Raw genomic sequence first — 15,120 nt, 5'->3', positions numbered from 1 at the left:
CCTCAGACATAGCGCAGCCCTTTCTCTTTCAGACGCTCGCGCATCTGATAGATATCCAGGCCTAACTCGCCATCCGCCAGCCGCTGACGCTTCTCCTCCTCCTTGGCCTCCCGCTCGCGGGATTTCTTCAATACCTCAGCTGCCTCCTCGCGACGCACCACGCAGACGCCATCATCGTCGGCCACGATGACGTCGCCCGGATGGACCAGCGCTCCGGCACACACCACCGGCACATTAACCGAGCCCAGGGTTTCCTTGATGGTACCCTGCGCGAAAATCGCCTTCGACCAGACCGGAAACTGCATCTGCGTCAGGTCATGGATGTCGCGCACCCCCGCATCGATAATCAACCCCTTCCCACCGCGCGCCTGCATTGAGGTAGCCAGCAGGTCGCCAAAGTAACCGGCGTCCGAGGGCGACGTCGGCGCCAGGACCAGAATGTCGCCGGGTTTTACTTGCTCGATGGCGACATGCACCATCCAGTTGTCGGCTGGCGCGGCGGATATCGTCACCGCCGAGGCTGCCAGGCGGGTGCTCGAATAGATGGGTCGCATATAAGCGGCCAATAGGCCTTTGCGACCTTGAGCCTCATGCACCGTGGCAACACCACACTCTGCAAGCCCGGCGATGATTTCAGGGTCGACACGCTCAATATGCTGGACGACGACACTCATGATTTTCTCCCTGCTAACGGTGGCTGTTGAGACCCTTCAACTTCAGGTTGCTCGGGCTTAATGGATAAACGCGTCATAAAGATGCGCACAAGAACGGCGACCATGACCAATGCGCCCATCAGGCGAATGGCAACAATCAGGCTGTCGAAACTCGTCGCGGGGGCCGGCCAGGCCAACATCAGTGACGCCAGAATCAACAGCACCCGCTCGATACTCAGCAGAGGTCGCGTCAGCCAGCCAGCAAAGCCGACTGTAATGCCCAAGGCAGCCGGAAACGCCAGCGTGATGGCCATGGCGACATCCAGAGGACCGCCGATTAGCAACAGGCCGGGCATATTGACGAACAGGAAAGGCACCAGCAGTTTCACAAACCCAAGACGCATTGATTCAACTGCTGTGGCATTGGCTGGCGCGCCTGCGATACTCGCTGCGGCATAGGCGGCAAGCGCTACGGGTGGCGTAATCGCCGATACCAGACCGAAATAGAAGATAAACATGTGCGCTGAAATGGCAGGCATCCCCAGACGAGTCAAGGCCGGAGCAACCAGAACAGCGAGCAGTAGATAAGCCGCCGATGTCGGCAACCCCATGCCCAGCACGAAAGAAGCCAAGGCCGTTAACAGCAAAACTCCCCAAAGATTCTGGCCACCCACTTCGACGATCAAGCTGGAGACCATTAGGCCCATGCCGGTCAGGTTAAGAACACCGATGACGGTACCGGCAGCTGCCACTGCCGCAACGATGGGCAGAGTAGCCTCAAGCGTGCTTTTGCATACCTCGACAAGATCCACCAGGCCAACACGGGTGAGTTTTTTCCATGGACTGATGAGCAGACCAACAACAATGGCAATGACCGCCGCCTGCGTAGGGGAACGCCCCTGAACCATAAGGACAATCAACGCCACCAGCGGCAACAATAAATAGCCACGCTGCGTCAGTGTCTTACCTAGATATCTCAAGCCCCCGGTGGCATCCCGGGCAAGCCCCAGGCGGCCGGCTTCGAGATAAACCGCGACCATGAGGGAAAATACATACAGCAAGGCAGGGATCAAGGCAGCCAAGGCGATCTCGGCATAAGGTACCCCAATGATCTCTGCCATCAGAAAGGCGGCGGCGCCCATAACCGGCGGCATGATCTGGCCGGCGGACGAGGCTGCCGCCTCGATCGCTGCTGCTAGCTTGGGGCTATAACCGACCCGCTTCATCAACGGGATGGTAAAGGTGCCGGTAGTTACAACATTGGCGACGGCGCTACCGTTCAGCGAACCGAGCAAAGTACTCGATAACGCGGCAGAGAGACCCGGGCCGCCCTGTATGCGCCCTGTTACGCCGCGGGCAATATCGACGAACACCTCACCAGTACCAATTTTGGTCAACAACGCGCCGAATAGGGCAAACAGGAAGATATACTCTGCTGCCACCCCCATGGGAACGCCGTAGAAGCCTTCAGTCGAAAGCAGCAGTGTCGATGTCAGCCGGGGAAGGTCATAGCCACTGTGGCCGTATTTCCCCGGAATAACATCACCAAACCAGGCATAGGCCAAGGCAGCGGCAATCAGAATGACCAGCGCCCAACCGACATAGGCACGCACCAGTACAATTACAGCAACTAACAGACCTAAAAAGATGTACTCATCTACCAGCGTGGATAAGGCACCACGCATGATGATGTCCATATAGGTCTGCCAAATGTAGGGACCTGGTATCAATGCAATGGCAGCCAAACTATAAAATGCTAGCTTGGCCAGCAAATTATTGGACCGGAGGCCGGCATAGAGTAGCCCGGCCCCTGCCACGATCGAGAGAAAGATGGCACGCAGGATGAGCGCCGTAATACCACCAAAATAGGCGCCATATACGACCAGGGCTGTGACCGCGATAGCCATCGCGGAAAAAAGCAGTGAGACGAATACGCTTTCCCGCCTTCCTGCTCCATCAACGTCAAGCAGGAGTTTCTCTGTCACCTGGTTAAACATAATGGTCTCTCTCAAGCCTATTCGCTGGCTTCGTTAAAGAAGCGCTCGGCTCCCGGATGGAGATCGATAGGAGTATTGCCAGCGTTTTCGAGGGAAATAGCTTTAGCCTGACGATGCACTTCACCTAGCTCATCCAGATGCTCAAAAATCGCTTCGCTGATGCCGTAAATAGTATCTTCGGACGCATCGCCTGAGGTGAATAGAATGGCCGGATCGTTGATAGCCGTAACTGGCTCGGTCTGGTCTGAATAAGTCCCTGCGGGGATGTCATATAGCTGGTAGTAGGGATAATCCTCCAGCATCTCCGTCAACTTAGCCTCTTCGACGGGCAGCAGGCGCATATTCCGCTGTGCATCAAGGTCAATGATCGCAGCAGTCGGTGCTCCCGCCAGTACCATCGTCGCGTCCACCTGATTGTCCATCAGCGCGCCGACGCCTTCGTTGTAGGAGAGAAACTGAGGGCTAATGCTATCGAAAACCCCGTAGGCTTCCAGAACCCGTTTCGCGAGTACTGACGCATTGCTCCCCGGGGGGCCCAGGCTGACGCGTTTATCAGCCAAGTCGGCGATATCGGTGACGTCAGTCCCGTCGATCGTGGCAATCTGAAGCACGGCAGGATAGAGGTACGCCATGGCACTCACATTCTGCGGGTTATCCGCAAACGGACCTTCACCATTCTTGGCTTCATAAAGTGTCGAAGACGAGGAAAGCCCCATCGTCATTTGGCCAATCGACACGCGGCGATTATTCTCGACTGACGCGCCGGTAACCTCAGCACGTGCGGTGGCACCTTCCATGTGATTGTTAAGGGTTTCGGCAATACCAGCCCCAATCACGTAGAAAAGACCACCGGTCCCACCCGTTCCGATCGTGATGCGTTCCTCGGCGTGAGCAGCACCTGTCGTAAGGGTGGCGCATACAGCGACACTGAGCAGCGTTTTATAAATTTTCATGTCGTACTCCGGTTATTGTATTGATTCCGTTTGCTACTGATTTACGTCCTCCTTGGACGCAAGGTTGCTGAAGCTAGCGAAACTGGCTTCAACAAGTTGGTCGATCGCAACATCTCGGTTGGAACCGTCGACTTCGCCATCGGATAACCGCGTTACACGCCCTGGGTTGATGAGTGCGTAATAAAGCGACCCTAGGAGGAACTGGCTGCACCATAAGAGCCCTTCGGTACTTGCATCAGGCACACAGCCTGAAATAGCGCGTAAAAAAGCACGACTGGTCTCGTCAAAGGTATCGGCAATAATGGCACTGGCGTCCTCATTGCCTTCCGCGGTCATTACGGCACGCATACGCGTAAATTCAGCCCCCCCACCAACACCGTTTTCTGACATCGAGAACGCAGGCAGTACGTAGGCACGCAGGATGGCAACCAGCCGTGTCTCTTTATTTTCGATTCGAAGGGCCTCACCCAACAGTTCCATTCTTCGCTGATTCATCGGTCCGGTGTGTCGCAAGTAGATCTCACGAAGCAAATTCGCCTTCGAACCAAAGTGATAGGTCAAGCTGCCAACATTGGCATCTGCAGCCTTGGCAATCGCTCTCATTGATACGGCGTTATAGCCGTTTTTCGAGAACAACATTTGCGCGGCCTCAAGCACTCTTTCTTTTACGTTTACAGTTTTCACTTAATTTACACGCCTCAATTTAGGCAGTTGTACCAATATTTTGTACATTTGTACAAAATAGATAGCTGCATATCAATGATTTTCCTCTTAGCCATTAGTCGTAATGAATAGTGCAAGAGGCTTCTCGAGTTTTCACCATTCATGACTTATCGCAAAGTTAAGCATGGTGGAACTCGCTCAGCCCGGCATCATCCAAGGTATTATTAGGCGAAGGGAGGGATAGTAAATGCTCACCATTACTCAGCGTAAACCTCACTATGATGTGATGGCTCAGATACTTGGCGAGTCATAAGATGATCGCTTGAGGTATATAGGAAGAAGCTGATGGTAACAGTGGCGAATCGCAGCGAAGGCTACGTCGCTCTTATAAAAACAAAAAGCCCAACGAGTTTGTTCGCAGGGCTTGAAGCGAATCAACATCCGTATCCACGACGGTGCTGTTTGTATGTAGATCGCCTCACTTCATCTTGAATCCTTTCTCAATCAGAAATTCACGCATATGCGGACGCAGCTTTTGGGTAAATAACGGCGTCAGGTTGTGCGACCAATCCGTGTCTTTGTTGCCACCTTTACGGCCCTGATAGTAGGTTTGCATGGTTTGGTCGAAGGCTGCGACTTGCTCAGAGTCATCGCTGTAATGATTTTCCTTGAGCACCGCCTCAACCGGTAGACGTGGTTTAACATCGGGGTCATGAGCGGGATAGCCGATGCACATACCAAATACCGGGTAGACATGCGTCGGCAGGTCCAGCAGGTCACTGACCGCCTGGGGATTATTGCGTATCCCGCCGATATAGCAGATGCCGAGCCCTTCCGACTCCGCCGCAATGGCCACGTTTTGCGCGACAAGCGATACATCCACCGTGGCGACCAGCAACTGTTCGGTCATGCCGCTGATGACGTCCTCCTCCCCAGTGCGCTCGGCGGCTTCAAGCGGGCGCTTCATGTCGGCACAGAAGACCAAAAACTCGCTGCAGCTTGCCACGTAGCCCTGGCCGCCGGTTAGCTCGACCAACTGTTCACGTTTCGCCATATCGGTGACACGCATCACACTGTAGGCTTGAATATGGCTGGACGTCGCGGCGCCCTGCCCAGCGCGGATCAGTTCAGTTAATAATCCGTCGGGCATCTCGCGCGACTCAAACTTGCGGATCGAACGGTGCGAGGTCAGCAGCTTGATAACGTCGTTCATCGGCTTCTCCATGGCATAAAAAAACTACCTATTATAAACATATAGGATCTTTTGACGTTTCATTCGCACCGCGATGAAACGTCAAAAGGCCCTAAACGGATTGCGACGCTCGTCGCCAGTCAAACCATTTATGACATTTTACGATCAACCCAGTATGCCAAGGAGTCCTATGCTACGTATTTCCAACAATGTGGAGCTGGCTGAATGGGAAATCGAGCTACACCCCATTCGTGCGCAGGGAGCTGGCGGCCAGAACGTCAACAAGGTGGCCTCGGCCATCCATCTGCGTTTCGACATTCATCGCTCGAGTTTGCCGCCCTTCTACAAAGAGCGGCTTCTGGCGCTGACTGATCAGCGCATCACCCAGGAAGGCGTGATCATCATCAAGGCCCAGCGCTATCGCACCCAGGAGCAAAACCGCGAAGATGCCCTGGCAAGGCTACGCGAATTGATTCGCGCAGCGGTCAAGCAGCAAAAAACGCGCAAGCCGACAAGACCCACCCGTTCCGCCAAGCGCAAACGGGTGGATGCCAAAACGCGTAAAGGCAAAACCAAGAATCTGCGGGGTAAAGTGACGCTTTGATACATGCTGGAGCGGTCGGCACGCACACTTTTCAACACAAAAACGCCGGGGTAGATACGCAAAAACCCCGCACATGGCGGGGTTTTAAGCTTACCGACGCGTCGGTAACCAACGTTATAGCATGTCGTTCACGACAGTACTTTAATGTTGGAAGCTTGAAGGCCTTTTTGACCCTGAGTGACGTCAAAAGAAACCTCTTGACCGTCTTGCAGGGATTTGAAGCCTTCAGCCTGAATTTCGGAGAAATGCGCAAACAGGTCGTCGCCGCCTTCTGATGTAGAAATGAAGCCGTAGCCTTTTGCGTCGTTAAACCATTTTACTGTGCCAGTTGCCATGATCGAAATCCTCGATTTAGCGAAATGTATGCCGGGGAAATACCCGAGTTGCGATGGGTAGAACAAGAAACTTTCACCAGGCTCAAACACTAAAGATGCTTCGATGCTACTGACTACGTTCAACTTGCTATCCAACTGCCACCACCTTGCGCTTTCATAACCCACACGTCAACAGCGCGAACGAAAAAACCGGAGTGCGATGACGCCTTATCATCCTGCCGTTTAATTTTATGCCGGGCTATGTATTCAAGGCGGTATTCTGTTAAAAAAGTCATTGGTGGTGGTCTGGGTCTGCTGCCGAGAACGTCTGCTGCCATTCTTACACTTCATAGGATTACACATGCCGGTCTATACCAATATCGAAGATCTCCGTCGTCGTTATGTCCGCCGCACGCCCAAGATGTTCTATGACTATGCTGAGTCGGGCAGTTGGACAGAGCAGACCTTTCGCGAAAACACCAGCGACTTTCAGCACATCCACCTCAAGCAGCGAGTGGCGGTCGACATGTCGGGGCGTACCACGCGCAACCAGATGATCGGCGAAGACGTGGCCATGCCGGTGGCCCTGGCGCCAGTGGGGCTGACCGGCATGCAGTCCGCTGACGGTGAGATCAAGGCGGCGCGGGCAGCCGAGAAATTCGGCGTGCCATACACCCTGTCGACCATGTCGATCTGTTCGATTGAAGACGTTGCCGAGCACACCACCAAGCCGTTTTGGTTCCAGGTATACACGCTCAAAGATGACGATTTCATGCGCCGTCTGATCGAACGCGCCAGAGCGGCGAAGTGTTCCGCGATTGTGGTGACGGTGGATCTGCAGGTGCTTGGCCAACGCCATAAAGACATCAAGAATGGGCTGTCAGCGCCCCCCAAATTGACCCCTCGCTCAATCGCCAACATGGCCACCAAGATTCCCTGGGGGCTTGAAATGCTGCAAACCAAGCGGCGCTCATTTGGCAATATCGTCGGCCATGCCAAAGGGGTGACGGACCCTTCGTCATTATCAACCTGGACGGCGGAAGCGTTTGATGTATCGCTGGACTGGAATCGAATTGCTCAATTCAAGGAGTGGTGGGGCGGCAAACTGATCGTCAAGGGCATCATGGCGCCAGAAGATGCGCGTCGTGCCGCCGAAATCGGCGTGGATGCCATCATCGTTTCCAACCACGGGGGGCGCCAACTGGATGGTGCCATGAGCTCTATCCGTATGCTGCCCGCCATCATGGACGCCGTGGGCGACAAGGTGGAGGTGCATCTCGATTCGGGGATTCGCTCGGGCCAGGATGTCCTCAAGGCGCTTGCGCTGGGTGCCAAGGGCACCTACATCGGTAGAGCCTACACCTATGGGCTAGGCGCTGCGGGCGAGGCCGGCGTCACTCGGGCGCTGGAGATCATCCACAAGGAGTTGGACACCACCATGGCACTTTGCGGTGAAACCGATACCCGCAACCTTGGTGAGCACAACCTGTATGTGCCTCAAGGCTTTGGCGACCCCACCGTCAAGCTCTAATACCAGACGGACGGCTTGGTTGCCGCCCGGCTGCACTAGCCACCGAACTTTTCGTTTTCGCCAAGGTTTGGTGTCGTGTCTTTTTTGACGTTGGCTTTGGCTACCTCATATAGCTGGAACGCCTTGCTTTCCTTGGCTTTCCAGTGCTCACCCATTTGCACCTTGACTTCCAGCAGGGCCACGTCAGGATCGTCTTTGCCTTCCGGGAACCAGGCCGCGATGAAAGGGTTCCAGTATCTTTCAATCAGGTCGCGGCTATCGGTGAGGTTGGCCTTGCCCGATAGCGACACGTAGATACCCTCTTCCTGATCAGAGAAGCTAAGGCATACATCATGATCACGCTCGGTTTCGGTTACCTTTTCAGCACTGCGCCGGGTAAAGAACCACAGAGTACCGTCATAGTCATCCTGCACCAGGTGCATCGGCCTGGCTCGCGGGACATCGTCATCCAGCGTTACTAGCATGCCGACTTTAATGTCTTTGATCATCTTCCATATTTTCTGCTTATGCTCAGGGCTGGACATAACGTCAACCTCCTGTTGAATGAAATGCGATTAATTTGACACAACCTTTACAAGGTTAGCCACCAATACCGCTTTCATCAAACTCCGTGTCGGTGGTACGTTAGCAACATAGCATTACCATCCTGCCGCCTCGACCAGCCTGCCTTGATTCAGGAAAACTTATACAACCTTTTTCCGAAAATACTACAATCAAATTGCCATCCACATGGGAATCGACTAGGTTAGGGTTAGAGTAGATGTGTTGAAAAGTTCCTACTGCTGACATGGTCGATCATCTCTAAACACACTGACTGCGTCTTGCTTCATCTTGTACACCCCTATGTTGTCGCAGTCTGTCTCGGTTAACCCGCAAAGGAGAACATCGAATGTCGATAACATCAGAAAAGCAGTTACCCGAATCGGTAACCGCTTGGCGCGACCCCGAAATGGATTCGGTTAAAGGTACCGAGACCCCGAAGGACCCTAACAAGGGCTACATCGCCCTGCTCGGCTGGAGTGTCAACGCGATCAAGGCGGCGCAAAAATTTGACCGCCGTTATGTCGTAGTGGCCCCGGAATGGGCCGAAGATTTCTGCACCGCTAACAATATCCCCTTCATCGCCTGGGATTTTATCCGGCTGAATGACCGGTCCATGGAAATCGCCGAAAGGTTGAAAGCCGAAGGCGTCGACGTTGCGATCCCACTGTTTGAAGAAACCGTTGAGTGGTCCGGTGCGATAAACTCTGTCCTTCTGGACAGTCCACGCATGTATGGGCAATCCATCCTGTTCCGCGACAAGGCCCTCATGAAACGTCGTGCTCAGCTTGGCGGTATTCGCGTGGGGATTTTCGAGGAAGCCCACGAGAAAGAAGACGTTATCCGCTTCATGAAGCGCGTCAACCAGACACTGCTCAAGCTCGATGGTGACCCGGACGACCCGATTCACGTCAAGGCATTCGATAAAGCTGGCTGCCTCGGCCACCGCATGATCCGTACGGTGGAAGAAATTGAACACATTCCCGACGAAGAATATCCGCTGCTGATGGAAAGTCACCTGGATGGATGGGAATTTGCCGTTGAAGCCTGGATACACGATGGCAAGATCCAGTTCCTTAACATCTCGGAATACGTGACGCTGGGCTATTCGGTCTTCGTGCCCGCCACGCAAGAACTCGAAAGCTGGCGCAACGCGATTACCAAGCAGATCGAATTGCTGATTAAAACGTTCGACATCCAGTTCGGCCTGATTCACCCCGAGTACTTCGTCACCGCTGACGGCGAGATGTACTTTGGCGAGGTTGCCTATCGTCCGCCCGGCTTCAAGGCGTTCGAGCTTATCGAAAAAGCCTACGGGTTCAATGCGTACCAGGCCTCAATGCTGGTGTTCGACCCGAAAAGTACTAAAGAGGAAGTGGCCGCCTTCTTCCCACGCGAGGTGGTCGACGCAAAAGGCTACGCAGGCTGCTTCGGTGTGTACCCAAGGCGCCGCGTGGTCAGCAAGCTGGAGATGCCCAAAGAAACGATCGAGCATCCCTATTTCGAGTCCCATGAACTGGTCGCGCCGACGGAAGAGACCGTGCCAGACCGGTCGGCCTTCGGGACGCACTGGGGCCTGCTCTTCTTCTTTGGCGACGATCCCATCAAGATGCGGGATCTACTGAAAGCGCAGGAGGATCTGGACTTCTACGTCTAGCGTTCCTTTAACGCCATATGTATCACGATGGGCGCGTCTATCAGTCTCTGGAATACTCAAATTCCTGACGCTGGTAGGCGCGCCTTACGTTTTGTCCGTCATCTCATAGCATGTATCAACACTATTCCTGAGTATCAACACTATCCCTGATATGGTGAACTCGCCACAGGGACATACAACGCTTGACCCTTTCCGAACAACTGGCGAGGTCATCCATATGGTTAAGGGTTTTTTGATACTGCTGATTTGCCAATTAATGGGCGAGTGGCTGATGGTATGGTTCGGCTGGCCAATTCCAGGCCCGGTAGCGGGAATGCTACTCCTGCTGATTGGGCTGATGTTCCATGGCCGCGTGCCCGATAGCCTGCGTTTACCTGCCGAGGGTTTGGTTCGGCATTTATCGTTGCTGTTTGTCCCGGCAGGCGTCGGTTTGATGCTATTTGCAGAGACACTCGCCCAGCAGTGGCTCACGATTCTGGCATCGCTGCTACTGAGCACCCTCATTACCTTGTCGCTAACCGGCTGGATGCTGCAGGCGTTTGAAAGACGTCAATACAAGCATAAGGAATAAGCGATGGAGCTCACCACTTTTTGGGTTTACTTCAACGCTCGGCCTTTGTTCTGGATTGTGATTACGCTGGGGGCTTACCTGTCAGCCAGCATGCTTAATCGTAAGGCAGGTGGCACTGCGCTGCTGCATCCGGTGCTGGTTGCGATGTTGATGATCATCCTGCTGCTGACCCTTAGCGGCACCGACTACGACACCTACTTTGAAGGGGCGCAGTTTATTCATTTTCTGCTGGGTCCCGCCACCGTGGCGCTGGCCGTGCCCCTTTATGACCACCGTGCACGTATCCGCCAAATGCTGCTGCCGTTGCTGGTCGTTTGCCTAAGCGGCAGCCTGACGGCCGTCGTGACCACCTTGCTGATTGGCCAGCTTTTTGGCGCCAGCGATGCGCTGTTGCTATCAATGGCCCCTAAATCGGTCACCTCTCCCATCGCCATTGGCATCTCGGAACAGATAGGCGGATTCCCATCCCTATCCGCCGGTTTATCGTTGACCACCGGCGTGATGGGCTGCCTGCTAGCCCCGTTGGTATTTCGCGTTCTCAAGGTGCGTTCACATACGTCAAGCGGCTTCGCACTCGGCCTGGCCGCACACGGGTTCGGAACGGCCTATGCCATGCAACGCAACACCCTCGCGGGCGCCTTTGCCGGCCTGGCGATGGGCATGACGGGGATATTCAGCTCCGTGCTGATTCCGCTGATCAGCCAACTGTTCGGCTTGAACTGAATACCACTCACGGGATAAAAGTTATATTTTATGAAAAAAGTCGCCATATTTGTGGATATTCAAAACATCTATTACACGGTGCGATCAGCATACGGGAAAAACTTTGATTACAATAAGTTTTGGGCTCAAGCAACGACAGGAAGAGACGTTGTGAAAGCCGTTTGTTATGCCATCGACAAAGGCGATAAAAAACAACGCGAGTTTCAAACGATACTAAGGGCCATTGGGTTTGAAGTGAAGCTAAAGCCCTTCATTCAACGCTCGGACGGCTCCGCCAAGGGTGATTGGGATGTTGGCATTGCCCTTGATGCAATAGAGTACGCCGAACAGGCCGATATTATCGTGCTGGTAACCGGTGATGGGGACTTTGACCTACTCGTCAATAAAATCCGCACTCAACATGGTAAAACCGTTGAGGTTTACGGCGTCCCTCAGTTTACAGCCGCCTCACTGATAAACGAGGCAAATAGTTTTATACATATCGATAAAGAACTGCTGCTAGGTTAGCGTTAACAAAAACGGCATAACAGTGCATTAATCATCGCCGCGCTGATAGCGACTAAACTCACGCTGCCACCGTGCCATAAACGCATCCCGGCGTAGGGCATCGACAAAGGCAAGCACCGAGGCGTTAAGGGTGATGGGATAGAGACGATCGCCGACCTGATCGCGCAAGCGTTGAGCGGTGTAAGGCCCGACCACATCGGGCCGCACGCTGAACAGCGGTGTTTGCGCCGCCAATACACGCTGACCATCCCGGCTGAGCAGAAAGTTCATAAAGGCTTGAGCTGCCCGCAGATTCGGCGCATCACGGTGGATGAACCCGGTTCGCATCATCACCAGGGCATAGTCCTGAGGTACCTGCACAATCACCTCGGGATTTTCCTGAGCCCACACCATGGCATAGGAACCCAGCAGGTTATAACCCAGCCAGTAGCGTCCCTCCGTCAGTCCCTCCAGCATCGAGCGGGTATTGGCTTCGAGCTGGGCGTCGGCATCCCCCAGTACCGTCACCAGATCCCAGAACCTCTCGGTATAACGGGCATCCTGCTGGAACAGGGTATAACCGATACCGCTTTCTGACGGGGAATAGGTGGTTACCTTACCCTGTAACACCTCACGCTGTTCGCTTAGCAGTGTGTGAAGGTCTGCATGCGTTTGCGGTGGCAGGATGTGGCGCGCCAGATCAAGCCGGTAAGCCATGACGATCGGCTCGAAGGTGAAGCCGAACAGCTCATTCCGCCATTTGGCCCAGTCGGGCCATTCACTGGCCTGTGCCGAATCCAGCTGTTGGGCATAGCCCTGGTTCACCCGGTTCATCTGCCAGGGCATGGCGGAGCTGATCACCACGTCGGGCGGTGGGTCCGCTGTCGCTATCAAGTCATTGACTTCCAATGTGGAACGATCACGGTAGATGAGCTCGATAGCGGGGTGGGCCTGCTCGAAAGCCGCCAAAAGAGGCGCGACGACCTGCCGATCCAAGGCGGCTTCCACCACCAGCGGCATCGCTTGCAAACGCTGAGAGGATGATAAAAAGACAACCAGCAGGGCCGTCGTCAGCCAAAGGCGGTGCATCAGGGTTCCCCTCTTATCGCCAGGAAGTGCAACTCAATCCGAAGCCCATGCGGTTGCCTCTCTTTGACCTGCAAATCGGCCTCATGGCGTTGCGCAATGGAATCCACAATCGCCAGACCGAGGCCTGACCCCTGCGTATCCTGGCGTCCGCCGCGTTCAAAGGGCTGAAACATCCGTTGACGAACGTCGGGCTCCACCCCCGGGCCATTATCCTCGATATAGAGCACGATGTGATCGTCGCTGGTCTTGAGTCCCAGGGTAATCTCACTACCGGCGGGGGTATAGCGCAGCGCGTTGTCGATCAGGTTGCCCAGCAGCTCGCTGAGGGCCCAGGCTTGACCCCGTATCATGGCAGGCCCGGCAGGCAGCTCGTCCAGCCCCAGGTCGTGGTGCATCGCCACCTCGCGCTGGGCCCATTCCAGCACGGTGTCATGGAGCGTCGTTTTCAGGTCGAGCGGCTTGAGCTCGTCAGCTTCTTCAATATGGCGCAGGCGCGCAAGGCTCAACAGCTGGCTGGCAAGGCGGCTGGTGCGTTTCGCCCCGTCGTGCACATCCGACAGGGCTCGATACCACTCATCAGGGTCGCGGCTATGCAGAGCCAGCTCGCTGGTACTCTGCAGGCCCGCTAGCGGGGTCTTGAGCTGATGGCTGGCGTCCGCCGTGAAGCGCAACAGGTTGTCGCGGCTCTCGCGCTGGCGGGCAAACAGCGTATCAAGCGCCTCGACCGTTTCACGCAATTCTTCCGGCACATTGCCATTGAGTGGCCGCGTGTCATCGGCGGTGCGTTGTCGCAATTGATGGCGCAACTGGCGCATCGGTTTCAATGCCACTCGCATTGCCAACAGCATCAGGATGCCTGCCAGCAGCACCATGGCGATAAATCGAATGACCGCTCGATCAAACAGCTCTTTTGCCAATGCCTGACGCCCATTGACCGTGTGCCCCACCCAGATCTGCACGGGATCCTGAATGTCCCATCCCGCTGAGTCGTATTCCCTCCCGTGCAACCGCCAGCGGGTACCCGCCTGCGTCAGATCAAGCCAGGTGGGCTCGATGGCCGCCTTGTCACGCCCTGCCCTGGGGATGGGGATATCGAGGTTGGCCGAGATACGTCGTCCGTCAGGGTCGAGCACGGCGTAGAAGACCCGTTCCTGATGAGAGGTTGCCAGAATTTGCAGGGCAGCGGGCGGAATCCTGACGACAGGTTCGCTGCCTTCCCATTGCACCGACTCGGCGGTCGTCAGTGCAGCCGCTTCAAGCTGACTGTCATAGGCGCGTTCGGCCGCGCGCTGGGTGGAATAATAAGCCTCCATCAGCAGTAGCGTACCGAGCCCCGAGACCATGACGAGCAGCCAGATAGCCAGACGCGCTTTTAGCGTGCCCTGAACGTGAATCACCTGGGCGCTTCCTCAAGGCGATAGCCCAGGCCACGAAAGGTTCGGATACGCAGACAGCTTCCTTGAAGTCGCTTGCGCAACCGACTCACGTAAACTTCCAGTGCGTTGGAGCCAACGTCCCCGAAGCTGAACACTCGCCCTTCAAGCATCTCACGCGGGGCGATATTGCCCGCGTGTAACAGCAGCCCCTCAAGCAGGCGCAGCTCACGGCGGGGCAATTCAAGCACTGTGCCATCGAGTGTCGCGACGCCCGCCGTGGGATCCAGGCATAAAGGGCCGTATTTCAGTCGATTATCGCTGCGCTGCTGGCTGCGCCGTAGCAAGGCACGCACACGGGCTTCAAGCTCTGCCACCGAGAACGGCTTGGCAAGGTAGTCATCCGCACCCAGATCGAGACCATGGACGCGATCGTCGATACCGTCCCGAGCCGTCAGGATCAGCACCGGTGTCCTGTCACCTCGCTCGCGTAATTCCCTCAGCAATTCAAGACCATCGCCATCAGGCAACCCCAGGTCGAGCACAACAAGATCGAAAGCGTCATTTTGCAACGCCGTACGCGCCTCGCTGGCGCGCGTGAAGGCATCAACGGTATTGCTCAGACGAGCAAGCGCATTGTCCAGCGAGCGGGCGATCATCGGATCGTCTTCCACGATGATTAGGCGCATGTGACTAAAGTCTCAGAACAGTATTGGAAAGATGACAGGTTGGTGAAAGGTTGCCTGCCTAACATGGCGACTGTCATCTGGTATG

The 15,120-nt window shown here is 55.2% G+C and carries 16 protein-coding genes; 6 read left to right on the top strand and 10 right to left on the bottom strand.

What is annotated here, in order from left to right:
* Positions 1–2 precede the first annotated feature (2 nt).
* The 5 genes from QC816_RS08435 to nfsA all read right to left on the bottom strand — a co-directional run bounded on the left by QC816_RS08435 (position 3) and on the right by nfsA (position 5,479).
* Complete coding sequence (locus QC816_RS08435) at positions 3–674, bottom strand: 4-carboxy-4-hydroxy-2-oxoadipate aldolase/oxaloacetate decarboxylase (RefSeq protein ID WP_309781599.1); 672 nt, start codon at positions 672–674, stop codon at positions 3–5.
* Positions 671–2,650: a TRAP transporter permease gene (locus QC816_RS08430; protein WP_309781598.1), complete on the bottom strand. Its 1,980-nt coding sequence runs from the start codon at positions 2,648–2,650 to the stop codon at positions 671–673. The genes QC816_RS08435 and QC816_RS08430 overlap by 4 nt, the downstream gene beginning before the upstream one ends.
* A gap of 17 nt (positions 2,651–2,667) precedes the next feature.
* Complete coding sequence (locus tag QC816_RS08425; protein WP_309781597.1) at positions 2,668–3,603, bottom strand: TAXI family TRAP transporter solute-binding subunit; 936 nt, start codon at positions 3,601–3,603, stop codon at positions 2,668–2,670.
* A gap of 33 nt (positions 3,604–3,636) precedes the next feature.
* Complete coding sequence (locus QC816_RS08420) at positions 3,637–4,287, bottom strand: TetR/AcrR family transcriptional regulator (RefSeq protein WP_309781596.1); 651 nt, start codon at positions 4,285–4,287, stop codon at positions 3,637–3,639.
* Between the two features lie 457 nt (positions 4,288–4,744).
* Complete coding sequence (gene nfsA, locus QC816_RS08415; RefSeq protein WP_309781595.1) at positions 4,745–5,479, bottom strand: oxygen-insensitive NADPH nitroreductase; 735 nt, start codon at positions 5,477–5,479, stop codon at positions 4,745–4,747.
* Positions 5,480–5,648: 169 nt separating this feature from the next.
* On the opposite strand from nfsA, the gene arfB reads away from it, so the two are divergent.
* Positions 5,649–6,062: an alternative ribosome rescue aminoacyl-tRNA hydrolase ArfB gene (arfB, locus tag QC816_RS08410; protein ID WP_085919673.1), complete on the top strand. Its 414-nt coding sequence runs from the start codon at positions 5,649–5,651 to the stop codon at positions 6,060–6,062.
* Between the two features lie 128 nt (positions 6,063–6,190).
* Here the strand turns inward: arfB and QC816_RS08405 are convergent, their stop codons facing one another.
* A complete protein-coding gene (locus QC816_RS08405; RefSeq protein WP_085919672.1) occupies positions 6,191–6,397 on the bottom strand; it encodes a cold-shock protein in 207 nt (68 codons plus the stop codon).
* Between the two features lie 340 nt (positions 6,398–6,737).
* Here QC816_RS08405 and QC816_RS08400 point away from each other — a divergent pair, with 340 nt between their 5' ends.
* Entirely contained in the window at positions 6,738–7,907 is a 1,170-nt protein-coding gene (locus QC816_RS08400; RefSeq protein WP_085919671.1) for an alpha-hydroxy acid oxidase, read from the top strand.
* A gap of 35 nt (positions 7,908–7,942) precedes the next feature.
* Here the strand turns inward: QC816_RS08400 and QC816_RS08395 are convergent, their stop codons facing one another.
* Entirely contained in the window at positions 7,943–8,431 is a 489-nt protein-coding gene (locus QC816_RS08395) for a pyridoxamine 5'-phosphate oxidase family protein (protein ID WP_085919670.1), read from the bottom strand.
* A 365-nt stretch (positions 8,432–8,796) separates the two neighbouring features.
* Here QC816_RS08395 and QC816_RS08390 point away from each other — a divergent pair, with 365 nt between their 5' ends.
* The 4 genes from QC816_RS08390 to QC816_RS08375 all read left to right on the top strand — a co-directional run bounded on the left by QC816_RS08390 (position 8,797) and on the right by QC816_RS08375 (position 11,905).
* A complete protein-coding gene (locus tag QC816_RS08390) occupies positions 8,797–10,104 on the top strand; it encodes an ATP-grasp domain-containing protein (protein WP_092824581.1) in 1,308 nt (435 codons plus the stop codon).
* A 217-nt stretch (positions 10,105–10,321) separates the two neighbouring features.
* Positions 10,322–10,675, top strand: coding sequence for a CidA/LrgA family protein (locus tag QC816_RS08385; RefSeq protein WP_309781594.1), 354 nt, complete (start codon positions 10,322–10,324; stop codon positions 10,673–10,675).
* Positions 10,676–10,678: 3 nt separating this feature from the next.
* A complete protein-coding gene (locus QC816_RS08380; RefSeq protein ID WP_085919665.1) occupies positions 10,679–11,398 on the top strand; it encodes an LrgB family protein in 720 nt (239 codons plus the stop codon).
* A gap of 30 nt (positions 11,399–11,428) precedes the next feature.
* The gene (locus QC816_RS08375; RefSeq protein ID WP_264824714.1) at positions 11,429–11,905 is read left to right on the top strand and encodes a LabA-like NYN domain-containing protein; all 477 of its coding nucleotides are present in this window, start codon (positions 11,429–11,431) and stop codon (positions 11,903–11,905) included.
* Between the two features lie 27 nt (positions 11,906–11,932).
* Here QC816_RS08375 and QC816_RS08370 read toward each other — a convergent pair whose 3' ends face one another.
* Genes QC816_RS08370 through QC816_RS08360 form a run of 3 tightly spaced genes read right to left on the bottom strand, consistent with a single transcriptional unit; the run spans position 11,933 to position 15,035 of the window.
* Complete coding sequence (locus tag QC816_RS08370; RefSeq protein WP_309781593.1) at positions 11,933–12,973, bottom strand: ABC transporter substrate-binding protein; 1,041 nt, start codon at positions 12,971–12,973, stop codon at positions 11,933–11,935.
* Positions 12,973–14,370, bottom strand: coding sequence for a sensor histidine kinase N-terminal domain-containing protein (locus QC816_RS08365; protein WP_309781592.1), 1,398 nt, complete (start codon positions 14,368–14,370; stop codon positions 12,973–12,975). Before QC816_RS08365 ends, QC816_RS08370 begins: the two co-directional genes overlap by 1 nt.
* Positions 14,367–15,035 (bottom strand): response regulator, encoded by a 669-nt coding sequence (locus QC816_RS08360; protein WP_309781591.1) that lies wholly within the window; start codon positions 15,033–15,035, stop codon positions 14,367–14,369. The genes QC816_RS08365 and QC816_RS08360 overlap by 4 nt, the downstream gene beginning before the upstream one ends.
* Positions 15,036–15,120: the final 85 nt, after the last annotated feature.

The sequence above is a fragment of the Vreelandella janggokensis genome (assembly GCF_031451615.1).
In the GTDB taxonomy this organism is placed as follows: domain Bacteria; phylum Pseudomonadota; class Gammaproteobacteria; order Pseudomonadales; family Halomonadaceae; genus Vreelandella; species Vreelandella janggokensis.
The sequence above is the reverse complement of the archived record's forward strand: the minus strand, read 5'-3'. Positions and strand labels throughout refer to the sequence as shown.